Source organism: Streptomyces sp. NPDC047061, from assembly GCF_040643955.1.
In the GTDB taxonomy this organism is placed as follows: Bacteria; Actinomycetota; Actinomycetes; order Streptomycetales; family Streptomycetaceae; genus Streptomyces.
On record NZ_JBEYVI010000005.1, the window covers coordinates 277496 to 290726 of the forward strand.

The following is a 13231-nucleotide window of genomic DNA, read 5'->3' on the forward strand; positions in this document are numbered from 1 at the left end:
CACCCACCACCCACCACCCGCCGCTCGCCGTCCACCACCCACCACCCACCACCCGCCGCTCGCCGTCCACCACCCACCACCCACCACCCGCCGCTTGGCCGGGCCGGCGTGCCCCCCGTGGGCCGTCCGCGCTCGTCGGCCGGCGGTGCGGGTGTGGCGGACGGTCGGCGTGGACGCCGGTCGGGACCCCGCCTTTCCGGGCCGCTCGCTCGCTTCTGACCCGTGGTGGAGCGGGGTGTGTCAAGGGTGGGCCGGAGGCCCATCGGCGTAGCCGACGCGGAACGCAGCGCAGCGGAGTGGAGCGCCCTTGACTCGGCCCGTGGAAGCACGACACTGCCGAGAAGCGGGCGGCCCCAACGGTCAGTTGGTGGCGGGCGTGAGGCCCTGCGGACGTACCTCGGACGACAGACCGGACGGCCGACCGGACGGCCGACCGGACGGCCTACCTGCGCGCCGTCGCCGTGATCGTCGCCGTGCCGATCACGTGGGTCGACATGGTGAAGCGGGTGAGTGCGGCCGGGGTCGCCGCGGGCAGTTGCAGGCTCGGGGTGTCCAGGGCGTAGACCGTGATCCGGTAGTGGTGGGTGATGTCGCCGGCCGGCGGGCAGGGGCCCAGGTAGCCGGTCTGGCCGACGTCGTTCGTGCCGGCGACCGCGCCGGCCGGCAGGGTGGAGCCCAGTTCGGTGCTGGTGGCGGGGATGTCCCAGGTCTGCCAGTGCCAGAAGCCGGAGCCGGTGGGGGCGTCGGGGTCGAACATGGTGACCGCGTAGCTGCGGGTGCCCTTGGGGGCGCCGTGCCAGGACAGCCGTATCTGCTTGTTGTCGCCGGAGCAGCCGAAGGCGGCGCCCGCGTAGGAGTCGGCCGGGACGGTGCCGCCGTCGCGGATGTCGGGGCTGGTGACGGTGAACCGGGCGGCGGAGTCGGGGACGGCCTTGCGGACCTGGGTGTAGCCGTACCCTCCGTCGTCCGCGCGGCCGGTGTGGGTGTCGGCGTCGGCCGTGGTGACGCCGGTGGTGACGGCGGCGGCGGCCGCGGTCAGCGCGGCGGCGGCTCGGATCGACGTTCTCATGGTGCCCTCCTGGGTGGTGGGTGGGGTGACTGCGGTGGCACCACGATCAAGGAGGCGGGACGGCGGCAGGAAGGCTCTTGGATTGCTGGCATTCGGGATACCAGGCTCGCGGGTCGACAGCGCGCGGCCGGGGTCGGGATCATGGCGGGCGTGGTGGGCGTGGTGGGCGTGGAAGGGACGGCGGGCGTGGCGGGTGAGCGGGGACCGAGGCGTGCCGAGCTCGGTGAGTTCCTGCGCGCCATGCGGGCGCGGCTGCGGACCGAGGACGTCGGGCTGCCGGACGTGGGCCGGCGCCGTACGCCGGGGCTGCGGCGGCAGGAGGTGGCGCAGCTCGCCGCCGTCAGCATCGACTGGTACATCCGGCTGGAGCAGGGCCGGGTCGGCATGCCGGGCGCGGCCGTGCTGGACGCGGTGGCGCAGGCGCTGCGGCTGTCGCCGTCCGAGCGGCACCATCTGCATCTCCTCGCGCGGGACGAGACCCCGGTGGCCCGGCACCTGTCCGCCCCGGTCGGCGACTCGCTGCGCGTGCTGCTGGCCGGGATGCCGCTGATCCCGGCCTATGTCGTCGACTTCCGCTTCGACGTGCTGGCCCACAACGCGGCCGCGACGGCGCTGCTCGGCGCGGACTTCGGTACCGCCGGGGAGCTCGGCGGCAACACCGCGCGGGTGCTGTTCCTGGAGCCGGGCATGCGCGAGGTCCAGCTGGACTGGGCGCGGGTGGCCCGTGAGACGGTCGGCAACCTGCGGGCGAACCTCGCACGCCACCCGGACGACCCGCGGCTGCACGAGGTGATCGCCGAACTGCGGGACGGGAGCGCGGAGTTCACCGCGTGGTGGGAGGACCACACGGTGCGGCAGCGCGCCCACGGCCGCAAACGCATCCGGCATCCGGTCGTCGGCGAACTGGCTCTCTGCTACGACACGCTGGCCACCCTCGACGGCTCGGACCAGTGCCTGATCGCCGTCACCCCGGCGGATCCGGCGGCCGAGGGCGGCCTGCGCAGGCTCATGACCGGTCCGGGGCTGCACGCCATCGGGGCCTGAGCCCGCCCGGTGGGGTGCCGCGCAGGCGGGTGGCCAGCGTCCATCCGGTGCTGACGAGTGCGGCCGGCGTGAGGGTGACCAGCAGCAGTGTGGTGTGGGAGCCGGCGCTGTCGGCGGCGCGGGCGACGGGGTTGGGCAGGCCGAGGCGGTCGACCAGCCAGCCGAGGGCCGCGATCCCGGTGAGCGTCGCGCCGGTCAGGCGGAGCGCGGGCTGGACGCGCAGCCGGGCGAGGACCAGGAGCGAGGGCAGGGCGAGGCAGACCAGCAGCAGCTGGACCAGTTCGATGCCCAGGTTGAAGCCGAGCAGGCTGGTGACCAACTGGCCGGTGGAGAGGTGCATCTCGGCCAGTACGAAGGAGAACGCCATGCCGTGGCCGAGGCCGAAGACGCCCGCCACGACCGCTTCCCGGCCGGGGAAGAGGGGGCGGATCGCGTGGATCGCGCCGACCAGGATGCTCGCGGCGATGAACGCCTCCACCGGCCAGGACGGGATGTCGAGCCGTCCCAGGGAGCTCGCGGCCAGGGCGATCGAGTGGCCCGCGGTGAAGGCGAGGGTGATGCCGCCGATGCGGGTCAGTGCCTTGCGGGGGCCGACCAGGCCGGTCCAGCGGCCGCCGGTCGCGGCGAGGGGGGCCGGCAGCAGCAGGATCAGCAGGAAGAGCAGGTGGTCGGTGCCGGTGAGGATGTGGTTGCCGCCCAGTTCGACCATGGCGACGAAGCCGCGCCAGGCGCTGCCGGGGCCGAGGTCGACCTTCAGGGCCGGGACCTTCATGTGCCGGATGTCCAGCTCGATGGTGCCGACCTGGGTGGTTCCCTTGCCGTCGACCTGGCCGTTCGCCCAGTCCTGGCGGACCGTCACGAGGGTGACGTGGGTGACGACCTGGTGCACGATCACGTCGTAGTCGAAGGTGAAGTGGCGTACGTCGGCGCCCGCGGGCGGGGTGAGGACCGCGGCGACGGTCAGTTCGCGGTAGGGGCCGGTGGACGTCTGCTGGGTGGCGCTCAGGTGCATCGAGCCGACGGCGACCTGCCACGCCTTGCCGCCGGTGGTGGTCGGGTGGATGTGCTGGGCGAGGTAGGCGCGGATCGTCTTCGCCTGCGCGGCCGGGACGGTCCTGCCGGTGACGTCGTCGAGGTCGATGCCGCTGGCCCGGGAGAAGTCGGAGACCGGCAGTTCCAGCCGGGCGGACACCGAGGACCTGTAGACGTCCAGCTGCACCACCGAGTGCGGCATCGGATGCGCGGCGGCCGGCGACGCCCCGAGCAGGAGCGCCGCCGGCACCACGATCGCGATCCCGGCCACCAGGCGTGTCAGGGCGTTGGTCAGCCAGTTTCGCGGTCCGGTCATGAGAAGGAGAACTCGTTCCCGTAGTCGCGGGTGTGGTCGCGGTACACGGTGTGGTAGTGGACCTGGTCCTGGTACACGACACCGTTCTGGCAGACGAACTCGACCCACACGCTGGGACCGTCGATGCGCACGTAGTCGCCCTGGGTGTCCAGGCCGGTGCCGCCGGAGTAGGCGACGTAGGTCTGGTCGAGCTCCTTCGCGTACGTCTTCATCAGCTGGGCGGCGGTGGCGTCGTCCACGTCCGCGATCCACGGGTGGATCGCCGCCAGGACCAGCTTCTTCTGCTTCGGCGACAGCTCGCTGGCCTTGATGCCCTCCTTGGTCTCCGGGAAGTCGCCGTCCTTGCCGGGACCGAGCAGCACGTCGCTGAACGACTCCGACAGCTTGGCCTCGGCCAGCTGCGAGGTGCTCAGGCTGCCGGTCAGCTTCAGCAGGCCGTCGCGGAACTTCGCCAGCGGCGCGTACGTGGTGCCGTCGTCCGCGGTCCAGCTGGTCGGCTCGACGCCGGTGAAGAAGGGGCTGGCGCCGGAGACCTTGCCGTCCTTGTACGTGATGTTCACGGCGAGGTGGTGGCCGCCGAAGTGCAGCTGCCAGGTGCCGGTCTTGGACGGGGTGCCGAGGAGCGCCAGGTAGTAGTAGCCGCTGCCGTACGAGAAGCCGCCCGCGCCGCCGCCACCGGAGGGCGGCGCGCCGGTCGGGACGTCGGTGGGCGCCGCGGAGGCGGAGTCGGTTGCGGTGGCGGAGGGGTCGGCGGAGGCCGAGTCGGTCGCCGTGGGCGCGTCCGTCGGTGCGGCCGAGGAGGAGCTGGTGCTCTCGGCCGAGGCGAGCACGTCGTCGGCCTTGAGGGTCTGCAGGACGTGCTCGTAACCGGTGTCCTTGCCGGTGCCCAGGGCCGTCTTCAGCAGGGCCTCGGCGGCGGCCAGCTGGTCGTCCGACAGGGTGCTGAACTGGATGCCGGGGCGGCAGGTCCCGCCGCAGGGGAGGTTCGACCAGGCGGTCGCGTTGGCCTGGGTGAGGTCCAGCAGGGTGGAGGCCTGCTGGTCGGAGGTCAGGGTGTTCAGGAAGGCGTTGGTGGCGCTGACGACGGCCGCGGTGCCCTTGGCCTGCTTGTCGACCGGCCGCTGGACGCCCGCGGCGGATTTCTCACCGGCGGGCGTGGACGCATTCGCCACGGCGAATCCACCACCGGCGAGGACCAGAGCCGTGGCAGCTCCGAGTACGGCCCGACGAGTCCGCCTGGAGCGGACCAGGCGGGTTCTTTCTTTGCTCATTGACTACCCCTTCGGCATGCCGAACTAGCCATACGGAAGCATCCGTTGGCTGGTCGGAAGAGTGTGGGAACGCGCGGCGGACATTACCAACAACAACGTTGACACTCAATGCGAAAGTCCGATCGGATAACAGCGTCCATTTATGGGCGGCGCAAGATTTTCAGGATTCACAGAAACAATGAAATCCACAAATGAAATCGACAGGTCCCTCTTGTTCGGGAAAAAGAAAAAGCGGTGGCCCCACCCGAGGGTGGGGCCACCGCATGGCACATCGGCGAGGTACTAGAAGACGGGCGTGCCGCCCTGGGTCAGCTTCCAGTTGGTGGCCGCGAAGGTCGACGGGTCGATGGTGCCCTTGGCCGTGGCGTAGGCGATCATCAGGTCCCGGACCTGGTTGGTGGAGCTGTACGCGGTCTCCGCGGCTGCGATGTGCGGGTAGCCGGAACCGCCGTTGGCGCGGTAGTTGTTGACGGCGACGACGAAGACCTGGTCGTCGGCGACCGCCGCGCCGTTGTAGGTGAGGTTCTTGATGCGGGAGCCCTCGGCCGCCGCGATGTCGATCTCGTACGAGACGCCGGACGCGGTGTCGTACATGTAGTCCCAGAAGCTGTTGGCGTTGGTGAGGGTGGCGGTGTCCACCGCGGTGCCGGACGGAACCTGGTGGTAGTACTTCGCCGCGTACTCCAGGTAGTCCTTGAGCTGGGCGCCGGTCAGCTTCTTGCCGTACAGCGTGTTCTCGTAGATGTAGAGACCGGCGATGTCGCGGATCGTCACGTTGCCGGCCGGGATGTCGGCGGTGCGGCTGAAGCACGCGGCCACCGAGATCAGCGGGAGCGCCGCGTCCGCCGCGGACAGGCCCGCCTTCACCGCCTCCGCCTGGACCTCGTGGATGAAGTCGATGGCGGGCACGTCCTTCCAGCAGGCCTCCGCCGTCGACATGTTCTGCGTGGAGGTGCCGATCGCCGTGTTGACGTACTTGACGACCAGGTTGTGGTCGGCGGTGAGGAGTTCGGTGATCCGCGGGTCCTCGGCGACCGTGTTGCTGTTCAGGGTGGTGGCGGTCTTCTTGGTGATCTTCCAGGAGCCGTGCACGTGCTCCAGCTCGAAGTCGAAGACGGAGAGGCGGTAGCCGTAGCAGTACGGCTCGGAGAGGAGGACCTCCTCGCCGGTCTCCGCGTTCTTCACCGTGTACGTCGGGACATCGACGTGGGTGTGGCCGACGAGGATCGCGTCGATGCCGGGGACCTGCTCGGCGACCAGGTTCGACGCGTTCTCCACATAGGGGAGTTCGTCGCCCCACGAGGTCGAGCCGTCCAGGCCCGAGTGGTCGGTGAGGAAGACGACGTCACAGCCGAGGGCGCGCAGCCGCGGCACGTACTTCTTCGCCTGCTCGACCAGGCCCGTGAAGGCCATCTTCCCGGAGACGTTGTCCTTGTCCCACAGGGCGATGCCCGGGTTGGTGAGGCCGAGGATGCCGACCTTGATGTCCGGGCCGTGCGGGACCTTGATGTGCTTGACGGTGTAGGGCCGGAAGGCCGGCTTCAGCGTCTTGGCGTCCAGGGCGTTGGCGCCGAGCAGCGGGAAGTCGCACTGCTTCTCGAAGGTGCGGATGACGTCGATGCCGTAGTTGAACTCGTGGTTGCCGAGGGCGGCCGCGTCGTAGCGCATCTCGTTCATGGCGATCGCCATGGGGTGCTTGGGGCCGCGCTTGCCGTCCTTGCCGGTGATCGGGTCGACGTTCGCGTAGTAGTACGCCAGGGACGTGCCCTGGATGATGTCGCCCGCGTCGACGAGCAGCACCCGGTGCTCGCCCTTCTCCTTGCGGATGTTCTTCACGAGCGTGGCGATGCGCGCGATGCCGTACGTGTTGCCCTTGGAGTCCACCGGGGCCGCGTTGGTGTAGTAGTCCCAGTTGAAGACGTGGCTGTGCAGGTCGGTGGTGCCCAGGATGGAGAACGACCAGGTCTTGGGCGCCTTCGGCGGCTTGGCGTGGCCGTGGCCGGACTCGGCGGCCTGGGCGGTGCCGGTACCGACGGTTCCCGCGACGGCCACCGCAGCGCCGGTGACGGCGGACTTCTGCACGAACTCACGGCGGTTCATGGGATTGACGGGCATTCAGGGCTCCTGGGAAGGCGGAGAGGACGGGTGTGGCAGGCGGGAGGCGGCGGGCTACCCGCGTAGATGCTGGCCGTCGCCCGTTACCGGCGTAACCACGGAAAGCCCAAGGGCCGGTCAAGGATTGCCAAGACCGGCCCAAGTGCGTCGTCCAACCGCAGCTCTACAGGAACGAGTTGATCTCGATCGTCTCGTCCCGGCCCGGGCCCACGCCGATCGCGGAGATCGGGGCGCCGGACATCTCCTCCAGCGCCTTGACGTAGTTCTGGGCGTTCTTCGGCAGGTCCGCGAAGGACTTCGCCTTGGTGATGTCCTCGGACCAGCCGGGCAGGGTCTCGTAGATCGGCGTCGCGTGGTGGAAGTCGGTCTGCGAGTACGGGAGTTCCTCGACCCGCTTGCCGTCGATCTCGTACGCGACGCAGACCGGGATCTGCTCCCAGCCGGTCAGGACGTCGAGCTTGGTGAGGAAGAAGTCGGTCAGGCCGTTCACGCGGGTCGCGTAGCGGGCGATGACCGCGTCGAACCAGCCGCAGCGGCGGTCGCGGCCCGTCGTCACACCCCGCTCGCCGCCGATCCGGCGCAGCGCCTCGCCGTCCGCGTCGAAGAGCTCGGTCGGGAACGGGCCGGCGCCGACGCGGGTCGTGTACGCCTTCAGGATGCCGATGACACGAGAGATCTTCGTCGGGCCGACACCGGAGCCGGTGCAGGCGCCGCCCGCGGTCGGGTTCGAGGACGTCACGAACGGATACGTGCCGTGGTCGATGTCGAGGAGCGTGCCCTGGCCGCCCTCGAACAGGACGACCTTGTTCTCCTCCAGCGCCTGGTTGAGGACCAGGACCGTGTCGGCGACGTACGGAGCGAGCTTCTCCGCGTAGCCGAGCAGCTCCTCCACGACCTGCTCGACGGCGATCGCGCGCCGGTTGTAGAGCTTGGTCAGCATCTGGTTCTTGACGTCGAGGGCCGCCTCGACCTTCTGGGTCAGGATCGACTCGTCGTACAGGTCCTGGACCCGGATGCCGACCCGGTTGATCTTGTCGGCGTAGGTCGGGCCGATACCGCGCCCCGTCGTACCGATCTTCCGCTTTCCGAGGAAGCGTTCCGTCACCTTGTCGACGGTCACGTTGTACGGCGTGATGATGTGCGCGTTACCGCTGATCATGAGCTTGGACGTGTCGACGCCACGCTCGTTCAGACCGCTCAGCTCGGAGAGCAGGACCGACGGGTCGACGACGACTCCGTTGCCGATGACCGGAACACACGTAGGCGAGAGGATTCCGGAAGGGAGCAGGTGCAGCGCGTACTTCTGGTCGCCGACGACGACCGTGTGGCCGGCGTTGTTGCCGCCCTGGTAACGCACTACGTAGTCGACGGATCCGCCTAGCAGGTCCGTCGCCTTTCCCTTGCCTTCGTCACCCCACTGAGCACCGAGCAGCACAAGTGCGGGCACGCGCGTACACCCCTTCCGGGCGGGGCATGTCCAAGGTCAGGGGCGTACGCGTAGGGTTCGTCGCCGCGTACCACCGCGACCGTCGTTGGCCGCACAACCGTCGGACCCGGATGCCCCGGAATAGACGAAGCCCCTGGCGCAATAGCGCAAGGGGCTCTTGCACAGTGATGCTACCCGAGGAAGCGAGGCACGACCGAGGTGGCGACATTCGCGACGTCCGATCAGCTGCTGGTGATCATCGATCCGGCGGCACGGGAAACGGACGGTGAGTCCGTCCGGATCGCGAAAGACGTGCTCAGCGCGGGTGCGGCCACGAAGGTGTGCATGCCGGACGGCCCCGAGGAATTCGCCCGCGTCCTGGCCCGCCGGGGCTCGCGGCGGCCGGTGGTCGTCGGCGACGACAGCGCCCTGGTCCGTACGGTGACCCTGCTGCACCGCCGGCGGGAGCTGGCCGGGTGTGTGCTGTCCATGGTCCCGGTCGGGGGCGCGCTGAGCGTCGCGCACACGTTGGGGGTGCCCGCCGGTGCCGTGGCGGCGGCACGGGCGGTCCTGGACGGGGTGGAACGGCGCCTGGACCTGCTGGTCGACGACAGCGACGGGGTGGTGCTGGGCGCACTGCGGATACCGCCGCTGGCGGCCGTGGCGATGGCTCCGGAACCGGTGCCGGCGGCGCGCGGGTGGCTGCGGCCCTACCAGCACCTCGTACGGTCCCTGTCGGGCCCCCGCCCGGTCCCGGCCGTGCCCCGCCCCGGGCCGCCCGCGCGGCTGCGGGTCGAGGTCGACGGGGAGACGGTGGTCGACCTGGACCAGCCCGTGGAGGGCATCTCGGTGACCCCGGGCGGCCTCGACGGGCTGGCCGAGGTGGAGGTGCGCCCGCTGTCGGTGGGCGCCGAGGCGACCCCGGTACGGGCCGCCGGGCGCACGGTGACGGTGACCGGTTCGGACTTCCGCTACCGGGCCGACGGCGGCGTGACGGGCCCGGTACGGCGCCGGACGTGGCGGGTGGTGGAGGGGGCCTGGGGGCTTACGGTGCCGGGGGCGCCGTAGCGGGTGACGTCGTAGCGGGTGACGTCGCAGTGGGTGACGTCGCAGGGAGTGGCTCCAAGCCGTCCGCGTCGCTCTCGTCCTTCAGGGCCACCCCGGTCCGTCCCAGCTCACGGCCCCTGCTCAGCAGCGCGGCCAGCTTGCCCGCCGCCGCCTCGTAGGTCAGCCCCAGGGGCGGCCGGATGTTGCTCAGGCAGTTGCGGTCCGCGTCCGTGGTCACGCCGGGCACCGGCCGGTACGTCAGGTACGCGCCCAGGGAGTCCGCCGCCGACATGCCGGGCCGTTCCCCGATCAGGACGACCACCAGCGCCGTACCCATCGTGTGCGCGATGTCGTCGCCGAGGGCCACCCGGGCCTGTTCGGCGAGCACCACCGGGGCGATGCGCCAGCCGGTCAGGCGGGCCGCCGTCGCCCGCACCACCGCCGCCGCGTGCTCGTGCACCGCCCGGCTGGACAGACCGTCGGCGACCACGAAGACGACGTCCCAGTCACCGTCACCGTCGGCCGGCAGGTGCGCCCGGTCCACGGGGTCGAGCCGACGGCCCAGGTCGGGGCGCTGCAGGTAGGTCAGCCGGTCGCCGGCCGCGCTGCGGACCCGTACCGTCGGCAGGCCCCGCAGGCCCGCCGCCACCGCGTCCGGGTCGAACGGCGAGTGCACCGCGTCCCGGGCGGCCGCGTGGGCGGCCTGGAGGCCCAGGCGGTGCCGGGTGGGGAGGGCGGAGCCGGAGCGGCCGAGACCGATCCGTGCCTGGGTGTGGCGGCGCAGCAGCGGCCACAGCTCGTCGTTCCTGACAGCCGTCCCGGTCATGCGGCCAGTTCCCTTCCGATCGCCGTCAGCGGATGGCCGCTGACCTCGCGCACCCCGCCGTCCTCCGCCAGCAGCCCGATCGACTCCAGCCAGGCCTCGAACTCCGGCGCCGGGCGCAGGCCCAGCACCTCGCGCAGGTACAACGCGTCGTGGTAGGAGGCCGACTGGTAGTTGAGCATGATGTCGTCGCCGCCCGGTGTGCAGATCACGAAGGAGGCGCCCGCGACGGCGAGCATGGTCAGCATGGTGGCGATGTCGTCGTCATCGGCGTCGGCGTGGTTGGTGTAGCAGATGTCCAGGCCCATGGGCAGGCCGAGGAGCTTGCCGCAGAAGTGGTCCTCCAGGGCGGCCCGGAGGATCTGCCGGCCGTCGTAGAGGTACTCCGGGCCGATGAAGCCGACGACGGTGTTGACGAGGAGCGGGTCGTAGCGGCGGGCCACCGCGTACGCCCGTGCCTCCACCGTCTGCTGGTCGACGCCGTGGTGCGCGTCGGCCGACAGGGCGCTGCCCTGCCCGGTCTCGAAGTACATGACGTTGTCGCCGACGGTCCCCCGGCGCAGCCCGCGCGCCGCCTCGTACGCCTCGTCGAGCAGCGGGAGGGTCACCCCGAAGGAGGCGTTCGCCGCCTCGGTGCCGGCGATGGACTGGAAGACCAGGTCGACCGGGGCGCCGCGCTCCATCAGGTCCACGCTGGTGGTGACGTGGCACAGCACGCAGGACTGGGTGGGGATGGCGTAGCGGCCGATCACCCCGTCGAGGAGTTCCAGCAGGTCGCGGACCGCCTTCGGGCTGTCGGTGGCCGGGTTGATGCCGATCACCGCGTCGCCGGAGCCGAGGAGGAGGCCGTCGAGCAGGGCGGCCGCCACGCCCGCCGGGTCGTCGGTGGGGTGGTTGGGCTGGAGTCGGGTCGCGAGCCGCCCCGGCAGGCCGATCGTGGAGCGGAACGCGGTGACCACGCGCACCTTGCGGGCGACGGCGACCAGGTCCGCGTTCCCCATCAGCTTGGACACGGCGGCGGCCATCTCCGGCGTGATCCCCGGCGCCACCGCGGCCAGCGCCCCGCTGTCCGCCGCGAGCAGCCACTCCCGGAACTCGCCGACGGTCAGCCCGGCGACGGGTGCGAAGGCGGCCGCGTCGTGCGTGTCCAGGATCAGCCGGGTCACGTCGTCGTCCTCGTACGGGATCACCGGATCGGTCAGGAAGGTCGCGAGCGGCACCTCGGCGAGCGCCCAGCGGGCCGCGACCCGTTCCCGGGCGCTCGCGGCGGCGAGGCCGGCCAGCCGGTCGCCGGAGCGTTCCGGGCTCGCGGCGGCCAGCAGGCGGGCCAGGGAGTCGAAGCGGTGGCGTTCGCCGCCGAGGGTGGCCGTGTACGTGCTCATGGCGGCGACCGTACGAGCCGGGTGTTGCCGACAGATTGCGTCAGATTTCTAAAGGTCTGGTTGACAAACATTTAACGCCCCGAGACCCTCTACCGACTCATTCGGCCTACAGAGTTCCGGTCCGGTACAGCCAGCGAACAGCAGGAGAGGGGCCACCCCGATGGCAGTGGACGAGGGAGTCGCCCCGGCGACGAAAGCAGGCGGGAAGAGCGGCGGGACGGACGGTGAGGGCACGGTTCACCGGCTGAAGCCCAACGCGATCGGTCTGCTCGGGGTGGTCTTCATGGCCGTCGCGACCGCCGCGCCCATCACCGCGATGACCGGCAACGTGCCCTTCATGGTGTCGTCCGGCAACGGCATCGGCGCCCCGGCGAGCTATCTCGTCGCAATGGTCGTCCTGGCAATCTTTTCCGTCGGCTTCACGTCGATGGCGAAGCACATCACCTCGACGGGCGCCTTCTACGGCTTCATCTCCTACGGCCTGGGCCGCACCGCGGGCCTGGCGTCGGGGCTGCTCGCCACCTTCGCGTACGTCGTCTTCGAACCGGCGCTGATCGGCATCTTCTCGGTCTTCGCCAACACGACCCTCAAGGACCAGACCGGACTCGACGTCCCGTGGTGGGCGTTCGCGATCCTGATGCTGGCCATCAACGCGACCGGCACCTGGTTCGGCGTCAGCGTCGCCGAGAAGCTGCTCGTCGTCCTCCTCGGCACCGAGGTGACCGTCCTCGCGGCGATGGCGATCTCGGTCGCCCTGCACGGCGGCGGCCCGCACGGCTTCACCTTCGCCCCGGTCAACCCGGTCAACGCCTTCAAGGGCACGAGCGCCGGTCTCGGCCTCTTCTTCGCCTTTTGGTCCTGGGTCGGCTTCGAGTCCACCGCCATGTACGGCGAGGAGTCCCGCGACCCGAAGAAGATCATCCCCAAGGCGACGATGATCTCGGTCCTCGGCGTCGGCGTCTTCTACGTCTTCGTCTCCTGGATGGCCATCACCGGCAACGGCGAGACGGAGGCCGTGAAGGCCGCCTCCTCCGCGAACCCGCTCGCGCTCTTCTTCAACCCGACCGAGCACTACGTCGGCCACTGGGCGGTCGTCCTCATGCAGTGGCTGATGATCACCGGCTCGCTGGCCTGCGGCATGGCCTTCCACAACTGCGCCGCCCGCTACATGTACGCACTGGGCCGGGAAGGCGTCCTCCCCTCGCTCCAGCGCACCGTCGGCCGCACCCACGCCCGGCACGGCTCCCCGCACATCGCGGGCCTGGTCCAGACGGTGATCTCCGCCGTCCTGATCGCCGCGTTCTGGATCGCGGGCAAGGACCCGTACAACGCCCTCTACGTCCTGCTCGCCATCCTCGGCACCATGGCGATCCTGGTCGTACAGGCGGTCTGCTCGTTCGCGGTCCTGGTCTACTTCCGCAAGAACCACCCCGAGAGCCGGCACTGGTTCAAGACCTTCGCCGCCCCGCTCATCGGCGGTGTCGCGATGCTCGCCGTGGTCGTCCTGCTGGTGTCCAACATGGGCGTCGCGGCCGGCACGGAGTCCGGCTCGCTGCTGCTGAAGGCGACGCCGTGGCTGGTGGCGCTGGTGGCGGCGACGGGCGTCGGCTACGCGCAGTACCTCAAGCACCGGGCACCGGAGCGGTACGCGCTGCTGGGGCGGACGGTGCTGGAGGAGACGAAGGAGCGGTAGGGCGGGGACAGCA

10 protein-coding genes are annotated in these 13231 nt (G+C 70.7%); 3 read left to right on the plus strand and 7 right to left on the minus strand.

Annotated features, from left to right (window positions below):
* Positions 1-442 precede the first annotated feature (442 nt).
* Positions 443-1069: a YbhB/YbcL family Raf kinase inhibitor-like protein gene (locus ABZ887_RS11750; RefSeq protein WP_361286412.1), complete on the minus strand. Its 627-nt coding sequence runs from the start codon at positions 1067-1069 to the stop codon at positions 443-445.
* A gap of 141 nt (positions 1070-1210) precedes the next feature.
* Here ABZ887_RS11750 and ABZ887_RS11755 point away from each other — a divergent pair, with 141 nt between their 5' ends.
* The gene (locus tag ABZ887_RS11755; protein ID WP_361286415.1) at positions 1211-2113 is read left to right on the plus strand and encodes a helix-turn-helix transcriptional regulator; all 903 of its coding nucleotides are present in this window, start codon (positions 1211-1213) and stop codon (positions 2111-2113) included.
* Here ABZ887_RS11755 and ABZ887_RS11760 read toward each other — a convergent pair.
* The 4 genes from ABZ887_RS11760 to ABZ887_RS11775 all read right to left on the minus strand — a co-directional run bounded on the left by ABZ887_RS11760 (position 2076) and on the right by ABZ887_RS11775 (position 8294).
* Positions 2076-3461: a HupE/UreJ family protein gene (locus tag ABZ887_RS11760; protein ID WP_361286418.1), complete on the minus strand. Its 1386-nt coding sequence runs from the start codon at positions 3459-3461 to the stop codon at positions 2076-2078. The two genes, ABZ887_RS11755 and ABZ887_RS11760, sit on opposite strands and share 38 nt — an antisense overlap.
* Complete coding sequence (locus tag ABZ887_RS11765) at positions 3458-4732, minus strand: DUF3500 domain-containing protein (RefSeq protein WP_361286421.1); 1275 nt, start codon at positions 4730-4732, stop codon at positions 3458-3460. Before ABZ887_RS11765 ends, ABZ887_RS11760 begins: the two co-directional genes overlap by 4 nt.
* Positions 4733-5014: 282 nt before the next feature.
* Positions 5015-6847, minus strand: a complete 1833-nt coding sequence (locus ABZ887_RS11770; protein ID WP_361286424.1) for a 5'-nucleotidase C-terminal domain-containing protein — start codon at positions 6845-6847, stop codon at positions 5015-5017.
* A gap of 163 nt (positions 6848-7010) precedes the next feature.
* Positions 7011-8294, minus strand: coding sequence for an adenylosuccinate synthase (locus tag ABZ887_RS11775; protein ID WP_361286427.1), 1284 nt, complete (start codon positions 8292-8294; stop codon positions 7011-7013).
* Between the two features lie 198 nt (positions 8295-8492).
* Here ABZ887_RS11775 and ABZ887_RS11780 point away from each other — a divergent pair, with 198 nt between their 5' ends.
* Positions 8493-9341, plus strand: coding sequence for a diacylglycerol kinase (locus ABZ887_RS11780; protein WP_361286430.1), 849 nt, complete (start codon positions 8493-8495; stop codon positions 9339-9341).
* Here the strand turns inward: ABZ887_RS11780 and eutC are convergent.
* Both eutC and ABZ887_RS11790 read right to left on the minus strand, forming a co-directional pair.
* A complete protein-coding gene (gene eutC / locus ABZ887_RS11785) occupies positions 9319-10146 on the minus strand; it encodes an ethanolamine ammonia-lyase subunit EutC (RefSeq protein ID WP_361286433.1) in 828 nt (275 codons plus the stop codon). The two genes, ABZ887_RS11780 and eutC, sit on opposite strands and share 23 nt — an antisense overlap.
* Positions 10143-11525 carry an ethanolamine ammonia-lyase subunit EutB gene (locus tag ABZ887_RS11790; protein WP_361286436.1) on the minus strand — a complete coding sequence of 461 codons (1383 nt, stop codon included), beginning with the start codon at positions 11523-11525 and terminating at the stop codon, positions 10143-10145. Before ABZ887_RS11790 ends, eutC begins: the two co-directional genes overlap by 4 nt.
* 160 nt (positions 11526-11685) lie before the next feature.
* Between ABZ887_RS11790 and ABZ887_RS11795 the strand changes: the two genes are divergently transcribed.
* Positions 11686-13218 (plus strand): APC family permease, encoded by a 1533-nt coding sequence (locus ABZ887_RS11795; protein WP_361286438.1) that lies wholly within the window; start codon positions 11686-11688, stop codon positions 13216-13218.
* Positions 13219-13231 lie beyond the last annotated feature (13 nt).